Source organism: Salipiger sp. PrR007, from assembly GCF_010499845.1.
Classification (GTDB): Bacteria; Pseudomonadota; Alphaproteobacteria; order Rhodobacterales; family Rhodobacteraceae; genus Salipiger; species Salipiger pacificus_A.
Genome location: NZ_JAAGOZ010000031.1, coordinates 15,992 through 36,693 on the forward strand (window position 1 = coordinate 15,992; position 20,702 = coordinate 36,693).

The 20,702-nt window shown below is 66.1% G+C and carries 16 protein-coding genes and 1 pseudogene; 7 read left to right on the plus strand and 10 right to left on the minus strand.

The genetic code is table 11. From position 1 onward, the window contains the following. The first annotated feature begins 7 nt into the window (after positions 1 to 7). The 3 genes from G0Q01_RS14795 to G0Q01_RS14805 all read left to right on the plus strand — a co-directional run bounded on the left by G0Q01_RS14795 (position 8) and on the right by G0Q01_RS14805 (position 2,457). Positions 8 to 1,099 carry a PHB depolymerase family esterase gene (locus G0Q01_RS14795; protein ID WP_164192239.1) on the plus strand — a complete coding sequence of 364 codons (1,092 nt, stop codon included), beginning with the start codon at positions 8 to 10 and terminating at the stop codon, positions 1,097 to 1,099. Between the two features lie 183 nt (positions 1,100 to 1,282). Further along, entirely contained in the window at positions 1,283 to 1,939 is a 657-nt protein-coding gene (locus G0Q01_RS14800; protein WP_164192242.1) for a DUF998 domain-containing protein, read from the plus strand. Then, entirely contained in the window at positions 1,939 to 2,457 is a 519-nt protein-coding gene (locus G0Q01_RS14805; RefSeq protein ID WP_108968856.1) for a DUF421 domain-containing protein, read from the plus strand. The genes G0Q01_RS14800 and G0Q01_RS14805 overlap by 1 nt, the downstream gene beginning before the upstream one ends. A gap of 224 nt (positions 2,458 to 2,681) precedes the next feature. Here the strand turns inward: G0Q01_RS14805 and G0Q01_RS14810 are convergent. Then, positions 2,682 to 2,831, minus strand: a pseudogene (locus G0Q01_RS14810) (IS5/IS1182 family transposase); the annotation flags it as partial. 99 nt (positions 2,832 to 2,930) lie between these two features. Next, a complete protein-coding gene (locus tag G0Q01_RS14815; RefSeq protein WP_164192245.1) occupies positions 2,931 to 3,839 on the minus strand; it encodes a LysR family transcriptional regulator in 909 nt (302 codons plus the stop codon). Positions 3,840 to 4,005: 166 nt separating this feature from the next. Here G0Q01_RS14815 and G0Q01_RS14820 point away from each other — a divergent pair, with 166 nt between their 5' ends. Both G0Q01_RS14820 and G0Q01_RS14825 read left to right on the plus strand, forming a co-directional pair. Then, on the plus strand, positions 4,006 to 5,670 hold the full coding sequence (locus tag G0Q01_RS14820) for a GMC family oxidoreductase (RefSeq protein ID WP_164192249.1): 1,665 nt from the start codon (positions 4,006 to 4,008) through the stop codon (positions 5,668 to 5,670). 26 nt (positions 5,671 to 5,696) lie between these two features. Next, positions 5,697 to 8,207 carry a CoA transferase gene (locus G0Q01_RS14825; protein WP_164192252.1) on the plus strand — a complete coding sequence of 837 codons (2,511 nt, stop codon included), beginning with the start codon at positions 5,697 to 5,699 and terminating at the stop codon, positions 8,205 to 8,207. A 433-nt stretch (positions 8,208 to 8,640) separates the two neighbouring features. Here the strand turns inward: G0Q01_RS14825 and G0Q01_RS14830 are convergent, their stop codons facing one another. The 8 genes from G0Q01_RS14830 to G0Q01_RS14865 form a co-directional block, all read right to left on the minus strand. Further along, positions 8,641 to 9,120: a hypothetical protein gene (locus G0Q01_RS14830; protein WP_108968849.1), complete on the minus strand. Its 480-nt coding sequence runs from the start codon at positions 9,118 to 9,120 to the stop codon at positions 8,641 to 8,643. A 3-nt stretch (positions 9,121 to 9,123) separates the two neighbouring features. Next, the gene (locus G0Q01_RS14835; protein ID WP_164192256.1) at positions 9,124 to 9,939 is read right to left on the minus strand and encodes a DUF3100 domain-containing protein; all 816 of its coding nucleotides are present in this window, start codon (positions 9,937 to 9,939) and stop codon (positions 9,124 to 9,126) included. A gap of 98 nt (positions 9,940 to 10,037) precedes the next feature. Then, entirely contained in the window at positions 10,038 to 11,573 is a 1,536-nt protein-coding gene (locus G0Q01_RS14840; protein ID WP_164192260.1) for an aldehyde dehydrogenase family protein, read from the minus strand. Next, complete coding sequence (locus G0Q01_RS14845; RefSeq protein ID WP_164192263.1) at positions 11,573 to 12,484, minus strand: NAD(P)-dependent oxidoreductase; 912 nt, start codon at positions 12,482 to 12,484, stop codon at positions 11,573 to 11,575. The genes G0Q01_RS14840 and G0Q01_RS14845 overlap by 1 nt, the downstream gene beginning before the upstream one ends. A 129-nt stretch (positions 12,485 to 12,613) precedes the next feature. Next, complete coding sequence (locus G0Q01_RS14850; protein ID WP_164192266.1) at positions 12,614 to 13,522, minus strand: LysR family transcriptional regulator; 909 nt, start codon at positions 13,520 to 13,522, stop codon at positions 12,614 to 12,616. Further along, complete coding sequence (locus G0Q01_RS14855; RefSeq protein WP_164192269.1) at positions 13,522 to 14,661, minus strand: M20 aminoacylase family protein; 1,140 nt, start codon at positions 14,659 to 14,661, stop codon at positions 13,522 to 13,524. The genes G0Q01_RS14850 and G0Q01_RS14855 overlap by 1 nt, the downstream gene beginning before the upstream one ends. Positions 14,662 to 14,701: 40 nt before the next feature. Further along, positions 14,702 to 15,598, minus strand: coding sequence for a VOC family protein (locus tag G0Q01_RS14860; protein ID WP_164192272.1), 897 nt, complete (start codon positions 15,596 to 15,598; stop codon positions 14,702 to 14,704). Further along, on the minus strand, positions 15,595 to 16,377 hold the full coding sequence (locus G0Q01_RS14865; RefSeq protein ID WP_164192274.1) for a serine acetyltransferase: 783 nt from the start codon (positions 16,375 to 16,377) through the stop codon (positions 15,595 to 15,597). The genes G0Q01_RS14860 and G0Q01_RS14865 overlap by 4 nt, the downstream gene beginning before the upstream one ends. A gap of 535 nt (positions 16,378 to 16,912) precedes the next feature. Here G0Q01_RS14865 and G0Q01_RS14870 point away from each other — a divergent pair. After that, positions 16,913 to 18,814, plus strand: a complete 1,902-nt coding sequence (locus G0Q01_RS14870; RefSeq protein ID WP_164192279.1) for a DUF3604 domain-containing protein — start codon at positions 16,913 to 16,915, stop codon at positions 18,812 to 18,814. A gap of 395 nt (positions 18,815 to 19,209) precedes the next feature. Then, positions 19,210 to 20,646 (plus strand): hypothetical protein, encoded by a 1,437-nt coding sequence (locus tag G0Q01_RS14875; protein ID WP_164213591.1) that lies wholly within the window; start codon positions 19,210 to 19,212, stop codon positions 20,644 to 20,646. Positions 20,647 to 20,702: the final 56 nt, after the last annotated feature.

The following is a 20,702-nucleotide window of genomic DNA, read 5'->3' on the forward strand; positions in this document are numbered from 1 at the left end:
GGACCAGATGATCAATCTCAACGCCGGCGCATGGCGCCCGGCGAACGGGCAAACGCGCGCTGCGCGGCTTGCCTCCGCCAACGACCTCGTGACCCGAACCCTCGCCCAGCACGGCCTGACGGCCGGACCGGTGGCCGGGCCGCCCGCCGGCGACGGCAATGAAACGCTGACCTCGGCGCTTTCCGGGCTGATGGCGCGCCTACACCCCGACGGCCGGCCCGCCACGCCGCCCGCCGATCTTCCGGACGGCGCACAATTCGCCGAGGACAGTTTCACCTGCGCCGCCGGAACGCGCCGCTACCGCACCTACGTGCCCGCCTCGGCCCGGGAGGGGATCACCGGCCTTGTGGTGATGCTTCACGGCTGCACCCAGACCCCGGAGGATTTTGCCGCCGGGACCGGCATGAACGCCCTCGCCGAGCAGCATCGGTTTGTCGTTGTCTACCCGCATCAATCGCGCGGCGACAACGCCCAGTCCTGCTGGAACTGGTTCAGCCGCGGTGACCAGACGCGGGATCGGGGTGAGCCAGCGATCCTTGCCGGCCTGACGCGCGAGGTCATCGCGCGCCATGCCATACCGGGGGACAAGGTCTTCGTGGCGGGTCTCTCGGCGGGCGCGGCAATGGCGGTCATTCTCGGCGGCGCCTACCCGGAGCTGTTCCGCGCCGTGGGCGCGCATTCGGGTCTGCCCGCGGGGGCCGCGAAAGATGTGCCCTCGGCCTTTTCGGCCATGGCCGGTCGTGAGGCCGGCAGCGCACCGCGCAAGGCCCCCACGCGAACCATCGTCTTTCACGGCGATGCCGATACCACCGTTCACCCGTCCAACGGCGTGGGTATCGTCCGGCAGGCGCTCGATGGGGGCCCGGCGCAGAGCCTTCAGACCGAGGCTGCGGGCGCCGCGGGGGGGCGGTCCTATCAACTTGGCACGACCTACGACGACGCCGGCACGGAAGCGGTCGAACACTGGGTTGTCGAGGGTCTGGGACATGCATGGTCCGGCGGACAGTCCGCAGGCAGCTACACCGATCCGAAAGGCCCGGATGCGAGCGCCGAGATGGTCCGCTTCTTCTTCAACCCGTCCACGCGGCAGACTGGCTGAAGCGTCGGGTCGACACCCGATATCGCGCGCAGCAATTGCCGCCAGCGCAATTGCTGCGACATCGACCCAAGACATCGGCCCAACAAGCAAAAACGCTGTCGGGAGGGGTGGGATCAGAGCACATCTTTAATAAATGAACCAATGAGCCCCGGGAACGTTGGTCCTTTATCCCGAGGAGCTCAGATGCCACTAACCGCGGAGACCCCCCGCCAGTTGCCCGCCGAAACCGCCGAGCGACCTGCCCTTATGCATGCTCTCGTTCTGCTGGCGATCTTCGGTTGCGTAGCGCTCACCGCCTCTATCTTGATCGCTGATTTCGTTGTTCCCGACCACGACTGGATTGCGGACACCATCAGTGATCTCGGCGCAGGGCGCTATGAGTTCATCGTCGATACAGGCCTCTACGCCTTTTCCGCGGCATTGATCGGTCTTGCGGTGCTGGCGGCGCATGTCCACCTCGGCGCCTGGGATTGGAGTGTCGGGATCATTGCACTCATCGTCTTTGGCCTTCTGGTTTTCCTCATTGGGGCCCGCAACGAATACGGCGACAATGACAGCGAGGGCTGGGTGATCCACACCTACCTAGTCTATGCGCTGGGTCTCGCCATGGCCACGGCCTGCTTTGCCTTGGCGCGCGGGGCAGCCCGGGTCGGCCCAAGGTATCGCACGATCCTGATTGGTACCGGCGTCGTCTGGTGTGCCTCGGCACCCATCTTCTTCTTTCTGCCCACGGCGGTCGACGGCATCTACGAGCGCTACCTTGGGGCCGTTTCCTACGTGCTGGTCCTGACCCTTGCACACCTCTTTCACCAACGCGCCAAGCAGCGGAAGGCGACCTGATGTTCACGGATATTGCTGCTCTCGATATTGTCCTTCGCGGCACGCTGCTTGCCCTGGTCGGCCTGGCGTGGGTGGTGATCTGCGTTCGGGTCATCGGTTTGCGCGCATTCTCAAAGATGACATCATTCGATTTCGTCACCACGATCGCCATCGGGTCACTTCTGGCCGGATGCGTCCAAGCGACGACCTGGAGCGGGGTCGCGCAGGCTCTCATCGCCGTTTCTGCTCTTCTCGGAATCCAGTATGGCGTCTCGCGGACGCGCGCACGGCGTGACGATTTCGAGGGATTGATCGGCAACACCCCGACCTTGCTCATGCGTGACGGTGAGTTTCAGGAGGCCTCGCTGTTGCGCACGCGAACCTCCCGCAGCGACGTCATCGCAAAACTCCGCGAAGCCAATGTTTTGGACCTCAGGGAAGTGCGAGCGGTCGTGCTCGAATCCACCGGAGACATCTCGGTTCTACACGGTGAGAGTTTGAACGATATCCTTCTTGAGGGGGTGAGGACAGGCAGATGACGCGCGGCGTCTTCAGAAGAGCACACCACTTCTTGCAGCGCTTGGAGAGCTGACATGCGATCTTGTGCAGGGAATGACCGCTTCGTCCTCGTCCAAGGTTTGTGGCTGCTGGATGCTTGCGATCCAGCGGCGATAAATCTGACAAGGAGCAAAGCGCGGGCAGCTTTCGGTGCTATGGGGAGTGTGGCTCAGGTCCGGGCCTTGGATGCCTTGGGGTCTGTGCCCTGCACCGCTTCTCTGAACCAATCGGCATCGTAGCCACGATTTCCGAGCAGCCATTTCACGTTGGGCATCCCGCTGACCAGGGCATGCGCCCCGATATAGTCGCCGACGGGTCCGGCAGTCAGGAACAGGTCGATGAGCCGGTCCTTGGCTGCACCTTGGTGACGCCTCGCGCGTGCGAGCGGCCTCGGAACCGAGCCTCGACCCGGTCGTTTCTCCAGGCCCGACCCTTTGTTCTCTCCCATCGGGCGTCATCCCCAAATGATCGCGAGCTGGCTGAAGAGCGCGGCGACGACCGGAGTTGCCTCGCGTGATTTCAGCGACAACATGACGAGACAGGCGGGAACGCTTTGGGTCTCGCACAGGCTGAGGCCGAAGGAATGCTGCTGGTCGAGGGCGATGGTTTCGCGGCACAGGCACAGGCCCACGCCCGCGCGCACCATCTCCAGCATCGACGCCTCGTGGTCCACCAGCGCGACGACGTTCTGGGTGCAGCCATGGTCCGCAAAGATCCGACCCAGAAGCCGGTTGTGGACAGAGGCCGCGGTCGTTCCGATCCACGGCAATTTCGCCAAGTCGCTCCAATCGGCTGTGGCGACACGGGAGTCCCAGCCCACCGGGGCGATGATGCGGTAGGTGAATGTGGCGAGATGCTTCACGTGCATGGCGTCTTGCGACGCAAGCGCGTCGACCGCGCCAGGGTCCGTCAGGTAGAACCCGGCGTCGATCTGGCGGCGATGCAGCTTCTCGAGGATTTCGCCGCTGATGCCGTGCACCAGTTCCGTGGTGATGCCGGGATGCGCCGCGCCCAACTGGCTCAGAAGCCGGCCGAGCCGGATGAACTCGGGGTCCACGATCGTCCCGATGCGGAGCGCCCCGGACACCTGCCCGACCCGCCCGACGGCGTGTTGCCGGAAGTCTGCCATGGCGTTCAGGACGGCTTCGGCCTTGGGCAACAACGCCTTGCCGTCCGGCGTCAGGTCGAGCCCATGCGGCGCGCGCTTGAAGTAGGTGACGCCGGTCTCTTCACCCAGACGCCTGATCTGATGGCTGATCGCAGGTTGCGTCAGGTTCAGCACTTCGGCGGCACGCGAAACGCTGCCCTCCCGCGCGACAGTGACGAAGGCCAGAAGGCCATTGAGATTGAAAATCCGTTCCATATTAAGAATCTTAATATCAGTCACAGAAATTAGTCATTGGGAAAACGCATCCGGCCTTTTTAACCTCGATCCACAGAAGCGCAGGGAGGAGCCTTCGACCCAATCGTCCGCTGTCGCGGCGCGATGCAGGGCGGGGTGCATGTCCTGCCAAACGGCGAGGGACATCATGGCTAAACCTGCATCCGAATTCGATTTCATCGTGATTGGCGGCGGCTCCGCAGGCTGCCTCCTGGCCAACCGCCTCTCTGCCGACCCGCAAAACCGCGTCCTGCTGCTGGAAGCGGGCAAGCCCGACACCTACCCCTGGATCCACGTCCCCGTCGGCTACCTCTATTGCATCGGCAACCCGCGCACCGACTGGATGTACAACACCGAAGCCGACAAGGGCCTGAACGGGCGCACCCTGCGCTACCCCCGAGGCAAGACGCTGGGCGGCTGCTCCTCGATCAACGGCATGATCTACATGCGGGGTCAGGCCCGCGACTACGACAACTGGGCTGCCCTGACTGGCGAAGAAGACTGGTCCTGGGATAGTTCGCTGAACGATTTCAAGGCGCATGAGGATCACTACAAGCTGGACGGAGGTGCCGACCCGAAGACGGGCGACAACGAGCGGTTCTCCGACATGCACGGTCATGGCGGCGAGTGGCGCGTCGAAAAGCAGCGCTTGCGGTGGGATGTGCTCGACAGCTTCGCCAACGCCGCCGAAGAGGCCGGCATCGAGAAGACCGACGACTTCAACAGCGGGGACAACACGGGGGTCGGCTATTTCGACGTCAACCAGCGGTCTGGCTGGCGGTGGAACACCTCCAAGGCGTTCCTGCGGCCCGCGCGGCAGCGGCGCAACCTGACGGTCTGGACCGAGGCCCAGGCCGAGAAGCTGACCTTCGAGACAGGACCGGATGGCGTTGCCCGGTGTACCGGCGTTCGGGTCAGCCACAAGGGCCGCACGGTGAGCGTGACCGCGCGGCGCGAGACCGTCCTGTCGGCCGGCGCAATCAACTCGCCGCAGATCCTGCAGCTTTCCGGGATCGGGCCGGCAGGTCTGCTGCGCACCCATGGCATCGAGGTTCTGCGCGACGCCCCGGTCGGAGAGAACCTGCAGGACCACCTGCAAATCCGCGCGGTCTACAAGGTCACCGGCACACGGACGCTGAACGCCCTCGCCAGCACGCTGTTCGGCAAGGCGAACATCGGCATGGAATATGCCTTCCGGCGGTCTGGCCCGATGAGCATGGCACCCAGCCAGCTCGGCGCCTTCACCCGCTCCGACGAGACGCGGGCGCACGCCAACCTCGAATACCATGTCCAGCCGCTCAGTCTTGACGCCTTCGGGGAACCTCTGCACGCCTTCCCCGCCATCACGGTCAGCGTCTGCAATCTCAACCCCAGCAGCCGAGGCACCGTGCGCCTCCGGTCCGGCAATTTCCGCGATGCGCCGATGATCTCGCCGAACTATCTGGACACCGAGGACGACCGCAAGGTCGCGGCGGACAGCCTTCGCCAGGTGCGGCGGATCATGGCGCAGCCTGCGATGGCGGGCTACCGCCCCGAGGAATTCAAACCCGGCATCCAGTACCAGAGCGACGACGACCTCGCAAAGCTGGCCGGGGACATCGCCAACACGATCTTTCACCCGGTCGGCACCGTGAAAATGGGCCGCGATGACGATGACACCGCCGTGCTCGACCCGCACCTGAGGGTGAAGGGCGTGGCCGGCCTGCGGGTGGTCGATGCCAGCATCATGCCGGAAATCACCAGCGGCAACACCAACTCGCCGACGCTGATGATCGCGGAAAAAGCGGCACGCTGGATCCTGGCCGGCCAATGACACCTGCGTTCAACCGCGGAGGAACCATGCGCACTTCTTTCTCGAACCTGCCCCTGACCGGAGTCAAAGTGATCGATTTCGGGCAGTATATCGCGGGCCCCGCCGTGGCGATGCTGCTCGGCGATCTGGGCGCGACGGTCATCCACGTCGATCCGCTGGACGGCCCGATGTGGGACAGCCCGGCCAACGCCACGCTGATGCGCAACAAGCTGATCGTGAACCTCGACCTCAAGTCCGAACAGGGGCTGGTCGAGGCGCGGGCGCTCTGCGCCGAGGCCGACATTATCGTCGAGAATTTCCGCCCCGGAAAACTTGCCGCGCTGGGGCTCGATTTTGCCGAGATGCGCAAGGAGCGCCCCGAGCTGATCACGGTTTCCCTGCCGGGGTTTGCGTCGAACGACGCAGAGCGCCGCGAGCAGCGCGCCTTCGAAAGCGTTGTCGCCGCCAGCTCGGGGGTCTTCACCGACATGGGGCTGAACCGCGTTCTCATGGGTCTGAACCCCTCGTTCTCGCCGCTGCCTCTGGCTTCGGCCTATGCCTCGCAGATCGCCGCCTCGGCGACGGTTCTGGCCCTGCAGTCGCGGCAGCTGACCGGCCTCGGCGACCAGATCGAAGTGCCCTTGGCGGCGGCGGTGATGGAGGGGCTGTGTTACAACTCCATCAAGGTTGGCGACATGCCGGAGCGCTACCTGACCCAGCGCGAGATCGAGATCGAGCGACGCCGCATCGAAGGCCTGCCGATGAACGTCTCCTACCCGGAGCTGCAGGAACTGCTCGATCCCTTCTTCCGCAGCTACATGTGCAAGGACGGGCGCGGCTTCTACGTCGTCTGCCCGAGCCACAAGCACCACGCGCGCCGCTGCCTCGAGGTTCTGGGGCTCTATGAAGAGATGGTCGCGGAGGGTCTTCAGGAAGAGGACGACACCTACAAGCCCCAGTCCGAGTGGGTCTCGGATACATCGCTCGGGGTCTATCCGATGCCGAAATTCTGGGCCGACAAGATCGCGGCGCGGATGAAGGAGGTTTTCATGACCCGAACCTCCCACGAGTGGAAGCGGATGTTCGGCCGGGCCGGCATCCCCGGGGCGCCGCAGCGTTGGCTTCAGGAATGGATCAACGACGAATACGCCGAGACCTCGGGCCTGATGATCGACGTCTGGGATCCGGAATACGGCGAGATGATCCAGCCCGGCCCGGTGGTCTGGATGGAAGAAAGCGGCGAGGAGGCCCTGAGCCCCGCACCGCGCCGCTGGGTGACGGTCGACGAGGCGCTGAAGGTGCTGCGCAAGCTGCGCACCGAGATCCCGGATGCCGAAGACGGCATCGAACAGGAGGGGTGGCTCTCGGGCGTGCGCGTGCTCGACATGTGCAACGTCATCGCCGGTCCGCATTCCGCCAGCTACCTCGCGCGCTTTGGTGCCGAGGTCATCAAGATCGACCCGGCGCAGCCCCTCTATGACAGTTGGAACACGGTGATCTACGGCCTCAGCCAAGGCCGGGGCAAGAAGTCGATCCTTGCCGACGCAAAGTCGGAGCACGGGCGCAAGGTGTTCGAAGACCTCGTGAAATCCGTCGACGTGATCTTCTGGAACGCCCCGGACAGCCAGATCAGGCGCATGGGGCTGGACGCGGAAAGCCTGCGCAAGCTGAACCCCGAGGCGATCTTCTGCAAGCTCGACTGCTTCGGCGGCGTGCGGCGCGGCACGCGCACCGATTACATCGGCTATGATGACCTCGTGCAGGCCACCACCGGCATCATGCTGCGCTTCGGCGGCTCGATGGACCGCCCCGAGGAACACGCCCACGTCGGCACGATCGACGTGATGTGTGGCTTCGGCGGGGCGCTGGCCGTGGCCGCCGCGCTCTACCAGAAGAACCGCTTTGGCCGGATCGGGCGCGGCCGGACGTCGCTGTCAGCGAACAGCGGCCTGCTGCAGGTGCCCTTCGCCTATGACTTCCGCGGCAGGGGCCTCTTCGACGAGCCCTCCGGTCCGGAGGTCAACGGCTACGATTCACTGTCCCGTTTCTACAGCACGGCGTCGGGCATCTACATCCTGCTCTGCGCCTACGAAAGCGACCTCCCCCGTTTCCGCAATGTCGAGGATCTGTCGGATCTGCCGGACCTGCCCGCGGACGACCGGGCGGCCTACCTGGCCGGGGCGTTCCAGATGCATCCGGCGTCAGAATGGATCACCCGGTTGCGCGCGGCGGACATCGGCTGCGCGATCTGCAACAACATCGACGCATTGCGCTCCGAGAACACGCGCGAACCGGACGGCACGCCCGGCACCGATCGCGGCAGCTATTCCTTCTCGCACTACAGCGACCATCCCAGCGGCCACGAGGTGACCCAGCTTGATCCCTACGCCGTGCGCCCGACACGCGGAAAGGTCTACGCCCTGTCGCCCACGGAGAAGTTCGGCGCGTCCACGCGCGCCATCCTGACCGACCTCGGCTACTCCGAGGCGGCCATCGAGAAGATGTTGAAATCCGGACAGCTCAGCGAAAGCTGGAGCACGGAATACCTGCCCAGCTGAGGGCAGTTCGGGGCGGGCAGAGATGCCCGCCCCTGCCTTGCGGTGCGCCGCATTCTCCCAACGGCCCGGTCCCCTCCTGTCGCGCTGCCCTGCGCGGCAAACGGAGGAGGCTGCCCGCTCCCCATTTGTCTGAACGGAGGAGAGATGACTAACAAACCCCCTTTGATGGAACTGGATATCCCGACTGCGGACCGCGGGGTCTGCTCGGGCCTCGCCAAGGGCTGGCCATTTCGCCCAAGCTGCTGGTCAGCGCGCTGATCGACTTCAGATGAAGACGTTTCGATCCATTTCGGGGTCTACACCTCATTCTCATCGCAGACAGTCCGGCGTTGACCTGCCGCGCTTTCATGCGGACCGTTTCGAACTTCGTTCCCGGCGGAGCACGGCGTCCACGGGCCGCGCAGCGCGGCCTGTGGTGGGGATCAGGGCGCGGTCAGAGGAAGGCCTGCGCCACGATGGCCGAGCCGACGTAGGTGCCGGTCATCACCAGAACGGCGACCACGGCGATCTTCCAGCCCGAGGTCTTGGCGATCTCGATCTCGCGCCGGGCAATCGCGATGCCCGCATAGGCAAGGCAGGGCGTCGCCAGCGTCAGGAAGTTGACGTGGCTGACCTTGTCGAGGATCCAGGCGCTGCCCGGGGTCCAGGGCATGGTGGCAAGGATGCCGACCAGCGAGATCCAGGCCACCGAGGGCAGCTTGAACGGCACCACCTTGGTCAGCACCATGCCGATCATGCACATCACCCACAGGATGATCAGCCCCACCAGCCCCTGCGGCACGGTGTTCTCGGTCGCCACGGTGTTGCCAACCAAGGCGATCACGCAGACCACCGCCAGCGCCGCGGCGTGGGCGCCGAGGCCGAACTTGGGGTCTTCGGTCAGATCGATGTCGTCAGTACGGATATCGCTCATGGCTCAGGCTCCGGCGTTCGAGGGCTCTTTGCGGCCCAGCAGGTCGTAGAGTTTTTCGGTCAGCGGCAGCGCCACGAAGACGCAGAGGTAGAGACCGGTGGCATAGGTCAGCACGTTCGACGCGCCGGCGAGCGCGAGGATCTGCTCCTCCATATCCGGCACCGCGTGCACCAACGCCCCCGAGCAGGCCGCCATCATGCTGCCCGAGCCGATGCCGCAGGCCATGGCCAGCGCCTCGACCGAGAAGGCCCCGGTGGTGGCGAGGATCGAGGCGAGGATGGCGAAGATGAAGGTGCCGAAGAGCGTGCCGATCACGTAGACACCCATGACGCCTGCACCCTCCTGGCTCTTGAGGCCGTATTTGTCGGCGATGATCGCGATATTGGGCTCGCGCGCCACCGAAAAACAGGCACCGATGGACTCGCGGCCCATGCGCAGCACCAGCACGGCGACCGGGAAGGCCAGCAGGATGGTGCCAAGGTTGCCCAGCTCCTGCAGGATGAGTGCCGGACCGGCGGCGATGATCTGCTCCATCGACGGGCCGATGATCGTGCCGAACTTGGCAATGAAGGGCATGATCGCGATGACGATCAGCGGCGAGGCGGCGTGCACCTCGCGGTCGCGGATCAGCGCGCGCGCACCCGAGATCACGTTGGGGTTGATCAGCAGCCCCATGACAAAAGCATAGAGCAGCGGCAAGAGCAGGATCGAGCCGATGCCGATCGGCACGGCGATGACCCCGATAAGCTCGGCAATCACGGTGATGACCAGCACGCTGCCATGCAGCCGCCAGTCCAGAAGGATGTCTTTTATTGGCATGAGGGACCTCTCTGTTGTCGCCCCGTTGGGGGGGCGCATTGGCCGGGACCGGGCTGCTACCCGGTCCGCGGCAGAAATTGAAGGCGAAACTCCGCCGATCAGCCCGGCGCGTAGCCGAAGCCCTGCGCGGGGTTTTCCGCGGTCTCGACCCAGACCGATTTCGTCTGGGTGTAGGCGGCCAGCGCCTCGCGTCCCGACGAGCGGCCGTAGCCCGAGCGGCCGAAACCGCCAAAGGGCGACATGACGTTGATCGTCTTGTAGCTGTTGACCCAGAAGGTGCCCGCGCGGACTTGCGCCGCCATGCGATGCGCCCGGCCCACGTCCTGCGTCCAGACCGCGCCCGCCAGCCCGTAGGGCGTGGCATTGGCCAGCGCGATGGCCTCGTCCTCGGTTTCGAAGGGCAGCACCGAGACCACCGGGCCGAAGACTTCCTCGTTGGCGATGGTCATCTGCGGCGTCACCTGATCGACCACCGTGGGGGCAAAGAAGAAGCCGCCGCTTGCCGCCAGCGCCGCGGGTTTTGCGCCGCCGCTGGTGATCTGGGCGCCTTGGCTCACCGCCTCACGCACCATCTCGTCGATCTTCGACCATTGCCGCTGGTTGTTCACCGGGCCGATCTGGGTCGCCGGGTCCATCGGTGCGCCGACGGGAATGTTGTCAGCCGCAATGCTCAGCTTTTCAACCATTTGCGCATGCACAGAGCGGTGCACCAGCAGACGCGAGCCCGCCACGCAGCTCTGACCGCAGGACGCAAAGATCGCCGCCTGCGCCCCCACCACGGCGCGGTCGAGATCGGCATCGCCGAAGACGATGTTGGCCGATTTGCCGCCCAGTTCCAGCACCGAGGGCACCAGCCGCTTGGCCGCTGCGCCCGCGATCTTGGCTCCCGCCTCGGCGGAGCCGACAAAGACCACCAGCGCCGTCGCCGGGTTCTCGATCATCGCCTGACCCGAGCCCGGACCATCGCCCGCGATGACGTTGACAAGGCCCTTCGGCGCGCCCGCTTTCTCGCACAGGATGCCAACCACGATCGACGACAGCGGCGTCAACTCCGAGGGTTTGATCATCACGCCGTTGCCCGCACAGATCGCCGGGGCGACCTGCCAGCAGCAGGTGAAGAGCGGCGCGTTCCACGGAGTGATCTGGCTGACCACGCCGAGCGGCTCGTGACGGGTGTAGTTGAGGTGCGTCGAGGGCACCGGGATCACGTCGCCGGTGATCTTGTCGCACCAGCCCGCGTAATACTCGAACATCTCGGCCATGCGCCCCGGCTCGCCGGTGGTGTCACGGATCGGGCGGCCCGAGGAGAGGGCTTCCAGCTCCGACAGCGCGGCGGCATTGGCGCGCAGTTGCCGGCCAATCTCGAACATGATGCGGCCGCGCTCGGAGGCGGTCTTGGCGAACCATTCTTTCTGTGCCCGCGTCGCGGCCTCGGCGGCCTGTGCGACGACCTCGGCGCCTGCGTCCTTGTAGCGGGCGAAGACCTTGCCCGTCGCGGGATCGGTGAGCTCCAGCGCGTGGCCGGTGCCCGGCACCAATTCGCCGCCAACCCAGGAGTGCACCTCGGACGAGCCCGTCAGCTCCTTCAGCAGCTCGGCCACGCGGGCGGCGGTATCGACGATGTCCTTGGCCATCACATCTTGTCCTTCTGGCTCAGGCGGTCCACCGCGGGATCGCCCATATGCATGAAATCATCACCGTCCTTGAGCCCCGAGGTTTCCTCGGCCCAGAGATCGGCCACGAGGTCCGCCACCGGCATGGCGCAGCCGACGCTTCGCGCCAGTTCGCGGGCAAGCCGCACGTCCTTGCGCATCAGACCGGTGCTGAATCCGCTGTCGAAGCTGCGTGGCAGCACCCAGTTGGGGAAGTGGATTTTCGAGATGGCACTGCGGCCCGTCGCCGAGTTGATCACCCGCAGCGCGTCTTCCGCGCCAACGCCCGCCGCCTCTGCGAGCCGCAGCGCCTCGAGCGTGGTGACCATGTGGCTGGCCACCAGCATGTTGTTGACCAGCTTGGCGACATTGCCGGCGCCGCTCGGGCCGACGTGCAGGATCTTCGCCGCCATCGCCTCGAGCGCCGGCATCGCTGCGCCGACCCATTTCTCGTCGCCGCCGAGCATCACCGAAAGCTGGCCCGATGCCGCACCCGAGGGCCCGCCGCTCACCGGCGCGTCGAGGAAGCCGTGACCCGCCGCGTCGAGGGCCGCCGCCAGCTTGCGGCTGACCTCGGCTTCGGAGGTGGAGGTGTCGATGATGACCTTGGTCCCGGCTTCTGAGCCCAGCAGCCCCGCGCCCTGTGCCGCGGCGATGACGCCTTCGACATGCGCCGCCGTGGGCAGCGAAAGCACGATGACGTCCGCTGTCGCGAAGACGTCTTCCGGGCTCGCCTTGGGCGCGATGCCCGCCTCGCGGGCGCGGTCCTGCGCCGCGGGAGAAGGATCGTAGCCCGCGACCTCGAACCCGGCGCGAGCAAGGCTCGACGCCATGCCGAAGCCCATCGCCCCAAGTCCGATCACCCCGGCCCGTTTGCCTGTCCCTGTCGCCATGTGATCTCCTGTCGTTGTGCGTCGCCGGCCACGTTCGGCTGGCGTTTCGCTTAGCTAACCGGAGGAAAGGCGTTCACAGGTAGAGGGCACATTGCGCACATCGCGTTGCTTTCAGGGCAACACCAGAGATCACGGGCGGAAGGCCACCATGCGGTCGGACAGGAAGCTCGCCACCAGGTCGACCGATTTCGGCAGGCGGCGGCGGGCGCGCACCATGAGGTGCGTGCTGACCCGGTGGAGCGCCGGCTCGTCCAGTTCGACCACCGCCAGATCCCCACGATCCGCCTGAATGGACGCGGAAAATCTCGGCAGGAAGGTCACGCCCATGCCCGCGCTCACGTAGCGGATCAACAGCGCGATGGAGGCGGTCTCCACATGCACCCGCAGCGCCAGCCCGCGGTCGGCGGCGACCTGCCCGACGAGGTGCCGGATGGCGTGGCGCGCATCGAGCATGGCGACGGGATGCTCCAGCACCTCGGCAAGCCCGACGCTCTGCCGACACGCCAATGATGAATTCGCAGGCACAACCGCGCAGAGCGGCTGACGCCCCATGGCCAGCGAGCGGGTCGCCTCGGTCACCAGCGGGTTATAGGCGATTCCGATATCGGCCTCTCCCTCGATCACGCGGCGCTGCAGCTCGTCGGTGCCGGCGTGGTCGATGGCAAAGCGCAGGTCGGGCTGCAGCCGGCTCAGCTCCGACAGGCCGTTCTCCATCAGGTCGGCGGTGAACCCCTCTCCGAGCGCGATGCGCACGGTCTGCGTGCGTCCCGCGCGGTAGCGGCCGATCTGATCGAGAAGGAAGGTCTGCTCGTCCTGCAGATGCAGCGCGTGCTCGCGCAGGAGTTCCCCGGCCTCGGTCACCGTCACGCCCTTTGAGCTGCGCTCGAAGAGCGTCACCCCAAGCCGGGCCTCGGCCTCGGCGATCTTGCGCGAGATCGCCGAGGGCACGACATTCAACCGATCTGCCGCACGGCGGATCGATCCCTCCTGCGCGACCGCGAGAAACTCGCGCAGGAAACGGCTGTCGAGCGCGTCCATCAGTCCCGCGTGGCGCGGCGGGCGAGGCGCACCCAGAACTCCGCGCCGGCGGGCAGCACCGCGTCGTTGAAGTCGAACTTCGCCGAGTGCAGCCCCGGGTTCTCGCCCTCGCGCGCGGCCCCGAGCCAGAGGTAGGCGCCGGGCACCTCGTTCAGCATGAAGGCGAAATCCTCCGAGGCCATGCTTGGGCCGGTTATCGCGGTATCGAGCCCCATCTCCGCCGCCACGTCGCGCGCCAGCGCGGCCTCGGGGGCGGTGTTGATCGTCGCGGGGTAGCGGCGCTGGTAGTCGATGTTGGCGGTACAGCCCTGCGCGGCGGCCTCGGCGGTGGCCACCCGGCGGACACGCTCTTCGATGATGTCACCGGCCTCGGCCCCGAACCAGCGACAGGTGCCGCTCAATACCGCGCGGTCGGGGCAGACGTTGTAGGCCGAGCCGCTGTGGATCTGGGTGACCGAAACGACGCCGGGCTCGAGCGGCGAGAGCGCGCGGGCCGGGATCTCTTGCAGCGCCGCGGCGGCGCGCCCGGCGGCGGCGATCACGCCGTCGGATTGCTCGGGCATGGCGCCATGCCCGCCCTTGCCGAGGATCTCGATGTCGAAGACCGAGAAGGCCGCCATCATCTTGTCGTCGCGTGCCACGAAGCGCCCCGGCGCGAGGCCGGGCCAGTTGTGGATGCCGAAGATCTTGTCGACGGGAAACTGCGTGAAAAGCCCCTGCTCGACCATGACCCGCGCGCCGCCCTCGCTTTCCTCGGCGGGCTGGAAGATCAGCGTGACGGTGCCTTGCTCGACGCCTTCCGCCGCGATCTGCCGCGCGGCAAGCAGCAGCATGGCGGTGTGCCCGTCATGGCCGCAGGCGTGCATCTTGCCGGGGATGGTCGAGGCATGGGCCGCGCCCGTCGCCTCGACGATGGGGAGCGCGTCGATGTCGGCGCGCAGACCGATCACCGGCGCGCCCTGCCCCATCTGCGCCACGACGCCGGTGCCCGCAAGACCGCGGTGCACGCGCCATCCCCAGCCGGTGAGCAGCCCCGCGATCATCTCCGAGGTCCGGTGTTCTTCGAAACCCAGCTCGGGGTGGCGGTGCAGGTCGTGGCGCCAGGCAATGGCTTCGGCGATGTGGTCTTGGTCGAACATGAGGTCTCCTTGGGGACGCGCTCTCGCGACCCGTCTTAAATCAGGGCGCCGAGGGCGCCTCCCGAAAGGTCAGCAGGATGCCGCCCAGCCGTGCGTGCTCGGTCAGGACAAGTGCGCCGCCGATCTCATGACTGGCGAACCCGCCCGAGTCCACGAAGGGGCGGACCCGATCCAGCGCCCGGCAGCCGATGTCGAGCGAGATCACCGAGGGCGCGCCGTCCGGAGCAAGGTCTTCGGGCAACGGGCCAAAGAAGACCCGGGCCGCATCTCGGCCAAGTACCCGCCAGTGCCCCTTGCCGGTGGCGACGGTGAAGCCCCAGCCGGTTTCGGTGACTGCCTCGGAGCCATGCAGTGTGGCGAGCCAGTCCCTTACCGCAGGTTGGTCCACCGGCGCGGCGAGGATCGTGGCAGAGACAAAGCCCTGCGCGCCGTTGGGGTGGTCCATCCATTCGGGGAATTCGATGAGGTCGCGCCGGTGCTGCTGGCAGGCGAACATCGACAGCCGCGGCAGGCCGGGCCGGGTGAAGATCTTCAGTGTCGTGGCAGTGCGGTCACGCGCGCCGTCATCGCGGGTCACATCGCGGCCGAACTCGATGGTGCCCTCGCAGTGACCGCCGCGCGCGACGACGGCCGCTTCGTCCGCCGCGGCGTCGCCGGAGTTGAGCGCCGTGAGGGAGACGCCTTCACGCTCGGCCAGCCAGTTCTGCACGTGTCGGCCAAAACGGAAGTCGCCCGCCGGGTGCCCGTCGAGCAGGCTCTTGTCGCCGATCCCCACGAGTTCCAGCAGTTGATTGCGGAAGATCACCAGCGCGGTCGAGGTGCCCCAAGGGTGCATCCCCGGAGGCTTCATCAGGAACCCGAGCGAAAGGTAGGTCTCGCGCGCCTCGGCCAGGTCGCGCACGCAGACCAACGGGTGGTCGATCCCAAGCGAGGTCATTCCGCCCGGCCTTTCAACTCGGCAAGCTTTGCAAATCCAGAAAAACGTCCGACGCCGCGATCAATGCCGCGAGGGCCGGTCACGACATGGCCGGGCGGGACATCCCTGGTCACGATTGCTCCGGCAGCCACCGTCGCCCCTGTCCCCACCTCGACCGGCCCGAGGATCATCGCGCCCGCCCCGACCACCGCGCCGCGGCGCAGCTTGGGATGCCGCCCCTCCCCCATATCGACAAAGTTCGAACCCAGCGTGACCCCGTGCCAGAGGCTCACATCGTCTTCGATCACCGTGGTCTGGCCGATCACCAGCCCGAGCCCGTGATCGAACCAGACGCCGCGACCGATGGTTGCCTGCGGCCAGATCTCGACCGAGAGCGCCCGGGTGAACTGGCTCTTGACCGCCAGCGCAAGCTCTTCGCGCCCGACCAACCAGAGCGCCCGGCTCACCCTGTAGGACAAGAGCGCGTGATAGCCGTTCGCGAAAAGCAGCACGCGCGGCGCCCCGCCGGGCTGATCGTCGCGCGCGCTGGTGACCAGCAGATCGTCGAGCGCGGTCTCCAACATCTCGGCATCGTGGCGAAACAGCTCTACCGTCAGCCCGCGCAGCCACGCCCGCGCCCTGCCCTCGGGCAGGCAGGCGGTCAGCGCGGCGGCCATCAGGTCGGGCAGATCGGTCAGCTCGCCAGCCTCGATCCCGAGCAGCACCGAAAGCCCCGGCTCGTTGGCGAGCAGGTCACGGGTGTCGGGGAGAAGCGTCTGCTGCAGGGAATGTCCGCTCATGGCGCCTCACGGGTGGTCGAAGGATTCCACGAAGCTGCCCCGAGTAGAGTGCTGCGCACAAGAGCGAAAATATCCCCATCGCGTTGCCCTGAGGAGAACGCCAAGTCCGTGGCACAAGGCGCGGCGGGGCGAGGGTTCGCTTGAGGTCCCATCGCCGCGCATGTATGGCCCGCACCCCGATACTTGCTGCCGCGCGTCGAGAAACCTTCCGCGAATTGAGGGCGTCATCGACGACAGGGTCGACGGTCTTGATGCCTGGTAGGAGACCGCAAGCCGTGCCGCAGCGATGACAATCTTGTCGAACGGAAGGTCAGGGGCGGGAGTGACCTGGAACTGGGACGGACCAGGTGCTCGGCCCGCTGCGCCGCCCCAGGTGGGCATCGAGCCCGAAGCCGTCGTCGAAAATCTCTTTAATTTCGCAAGCGCAGCGGCGTGCCGATCGAAATGACCAGTTCTATGACATGCATCAATGACTCTCCGTCCTTGCAATCGGAACCTCGACCAGGGGTGATCTGAGCGGCGGGAGGGAAAGGACATGAAGGCTGTAGTTTCGGGCATCGGCGTCGCAGCGGTATGGGCCAGTGCCTCTCTCGCGCAGGGATACGCCGGAGATGTCGCGATCAGCGAAGACGACCTGCAGCTGGGGGTTGCGCAGTATTCGCCCTTTGTCGATCAGGCTTACCCGAACCGGGTCTTCTGGGGCGACACCCATCTGCACACCTCCTATTCCACCGACGCGGGTATGATCGGGAATGTCCTCGGCCCGGACGAGGCGTTCCGCTTCGCCCGCGGTGAGAAGGTGCGCGCGTCGGCGGGGACTTTCGCGCAGCTCATCCGTCCACTGGATTTCCTGGTTGTCGCCGACCACGCCGAGAACCTCGGTCTTGCGCCAATGATCTCGGAGTCGAACCCCGGCCTGCTGGCAAATATCTGGGGCCGGAAGCTCCACGATCTCGTCAAGGGCGGAGACCCCATCGGCGCCTACGTCGAGTGGGGCGCTGCCCTCAACGAGGCAACTGACATGATAAACGACGACGGCCTGCAGCGGACCATGTGGAACCGGATCGTCGACAGCGCCGAGAGGTTCAATCAGCCCGGCACTTTTTCCGCCATCCATGGGTTCGAATGGTCGTCGGGACCGAATGCAAACAATTTGCATCGTGTTGTCATGTTTCGCGACGATGCCGACAAGGTCGAAGACCTCGTGCCCTTTTCCACTTATGACAGCAGCGACCCCGAGGACCTGTGGGACTGGCTTGAACGCTACGAAGAGAAGACCGGCGGTCAGGTCATGGCCTTTGCCCACAATGGCAACCTCTCCAATGGCCTGATGTTCGACGACGAGAAGATGAACGGTGAGCCGATCGACGTCGACTACGCCGAGCGGCGCATGCGCTGGGAGCCCGTCTACGAGGTCACGCAGATGAAGGGCGACGGCGAGACGCATCCGATGCTCTCGCCCAACGACGAGTTCGCGGACTACTACACCTGGGACCGTGGGAATTTCGGAACCGAGCTGAAGACCCCCGAGATGCTGCCGCGCGAATATGCGCGGCAGGCGTTGGCGCGAGGGCTTAAGTACGAGCAGGAGATCGGCGCGAACCCCTTCAAATTCGGCATGATCGGCGCGACCGACAGCCATACCTCGCTCGCTACCACCCGCGAAGACAATTTCTTCGGTAAAGCAAGCATCGTCGAACCGGGCACCGGCGAGAACCGCTATGAGGACTTCATAGTCCAGCCGGTCATTCTTGGCGAGGATATCGCGATCCGGCACTATGAGGCGCTCGCTTCGGGCCTGGCCGGTGTCTGGGCGCGGGAGAACACCCGGGAGGCGATATGGGACGCGTTCAAGCGCAAGGAGGTCTATGCCACCACCGGCTCGCGCATCACGGTGCGCGTTTTCGCCGGCTGGGATTTCGAAGAGGACGAGGTACACCGCCCCGATTTTGCGCAGACGGGCTATGCCCGCGGCGTGCCGATGGGGGCGGATTTGTTTTCCGGGCCGGAGGGCGCGGCGCCGAACTTCATGGTGCGCGCCCTGCGTGATCCGGACGGGGCTAACCTCGACCGTATCCAGATGGTGAAGGGCTGGGTCGATGACGCGGGCGAGCCGCAGACCAAGGTCTTTGACGTGGTCTGGTCCGGGGATCGCGAGCCCGACGCCGAGGGTCAGTTGCCTGCCGTGGGCAGCACCGTCGACGGCGCGGAGTACACCAACACCATCGGCTCGGCGGCCCTCGGAGGCTTCTGGACCGACCCGGAGTTCGATCCCGCCCATGCAGCCTACTATTATGTCCGGGTGCTGGAGATACCTACGCCGTCCTGGCTGGCGTATGACGAGGCGTTTTACGGGCCGCTCGATCTGCCCGAAGATGCGGTGATGGTGCAGCAGGACCGCGCCTATACCTCGCCCATCTGGTACACACCGGGCTGACCAGCTGGCGGCACGGCGAGGCAGCGCGGCTGAACTGGCCGTGTCGGGTTCGGTTGCGCTCACCCTTTCTGGCATCGAGGGCCCGCCTCGCGCAGCTGTGCGTCATTGGACCCGAAGGCACTTTGTCGCGCCGGGTATTTCTGATGGGCCGTACGTTGCGGGCGCCGTTCAACTCCATGTTCCGAACACCGAATGCGTGCGATGCTATCTCGACCAGGGACGCAAGGTGGACGTGCACGCAGGCCCAAGGGGAGACGTCACTCATGACGGACACGGGATCAGCTCGCAGTCGGTGGCGCGCAGCACTTGCGGGACTTTCGGTCGTCATGGCGCTCTCAGGCTGCGAGCGCGCCGACCTGCCAGCGCCCGTTCGGCAAGCGGTCTCAGATGCGCCGATGGACGTCGCGCTGTTTTCCGGGGACGTGATGTTCAGCCTTGCTGAGCGGATCGAGGCGCAAGACCGCGCACTGCCCGTTACCGCCTATTTCGGGCTGTCCTCGCTTGGCGACACGCGGCTCGGGATCAAGGCCGCCGTCGATCTGCGAGATATCCAGCGCGATCTTCCGTCGCTGCTCTCGGGGCGGCTGGATCCGGATTGCGGGCTGGGGATCGAGCTCGGCCTCGCGCAGACGCAGGCCGAGGGTGACGCTGTGCGTGCGCGCGGCACCGTCAAGGCCGATCTCTACCGCTGCAAGGGCCGCGACACCGAAAGGGAGGCGCGCGGCGCCCATCTCTGGACCCAATTGGTCGATTTCGACGCCGTGCTGGGCGCAGGCCTCACCGGCGAATGCGTGGGCTTCGAGCTACGTGAGCTCGCGCTCGATCCGCGTGGGTTCCTCGGTGGGCTGGGCACCGCGTTCGGGATCACCGAAAAGGTCCGCAAAGCCATTCTTGACAAGGGGAACGCGGCCCTGCGCGATACACCGATCTGCCCGGACATGCCGCCGGCGCTCGAACGTTTGTCGCCGGATTTCGGCAGCGGCGGCGCGATCGAGATCGGCGATGGTGGCCTCGGCGCGGCGCTGTCGGGAACGGTGGAAACCGATGCCGAACGTCTGGTCGGGCTCATGGCGCTCTGGCAGGAGAAAGGGTTTCTGCCGGGGGCCGCCGAGGGTTTGTCCCCCTTGCAGCAAGGCGCGGTCGCGTTCCGTTTCGACCAGAGGCTCGAAACGCTCGAGCCCCCCGTGCCCTATCGTCTCGACCTCGGGATGAGCGCTGTGGCCCCCACACGGATCGGGCTGCGCGCAAGGCTCGACCTGAGCGCGCTGCAAGAGCGTTTGCCCGAGCTTGTCGAGGGCGCTCTGCTCGTGGACGACTGCAGCAGGCGGATCGAGCTGCGCGGTCTTGAGACCATCGCGCAGGCGAAGAGCCTCGTCGCCCTCGCGCGGCTCGAGGCGCGCAGCTTCACCTGCGAGCGCACCGGCGACAGCGCATGGCAGCGCGGCGCGCTGGAGCATTCCGAGGAGGTCGACGTGCGCGCCGAGGTCTCGGCGTCGCTGTCGGACAACTGCACGGTGTTTGAGCTTATCGACATCGCCCGCGACCCGCCGCTCCCGGTGATCTCTGAAGGGCGTCAGGGGGCGCGGACCCAAGCGGCCAGGACGCTGTTCATCGACGCCGTGGATGCCCTGCTCAAGGATCGCCCGCTGTGTCCCGACCTGCCCGAGGAGCTGCGCGTGCTCGACCCGCAGTTCAGCACCGGCGGGCCGGTGGAAATCGGCAACGGCGGTCTTGGCTTCGGACTGGAGGGGTCGGTCGATCTGAGCACCGGCACGATGATCGCCATCCTGACGCTGCTGCAAGAGCGGGGCGTTTTGCCGCCCCGCCCGTAATCGCCTCAGATTACGGCGCGTACCAGATGGGCGAGCTATAGGCGCGCTCCTTGGCC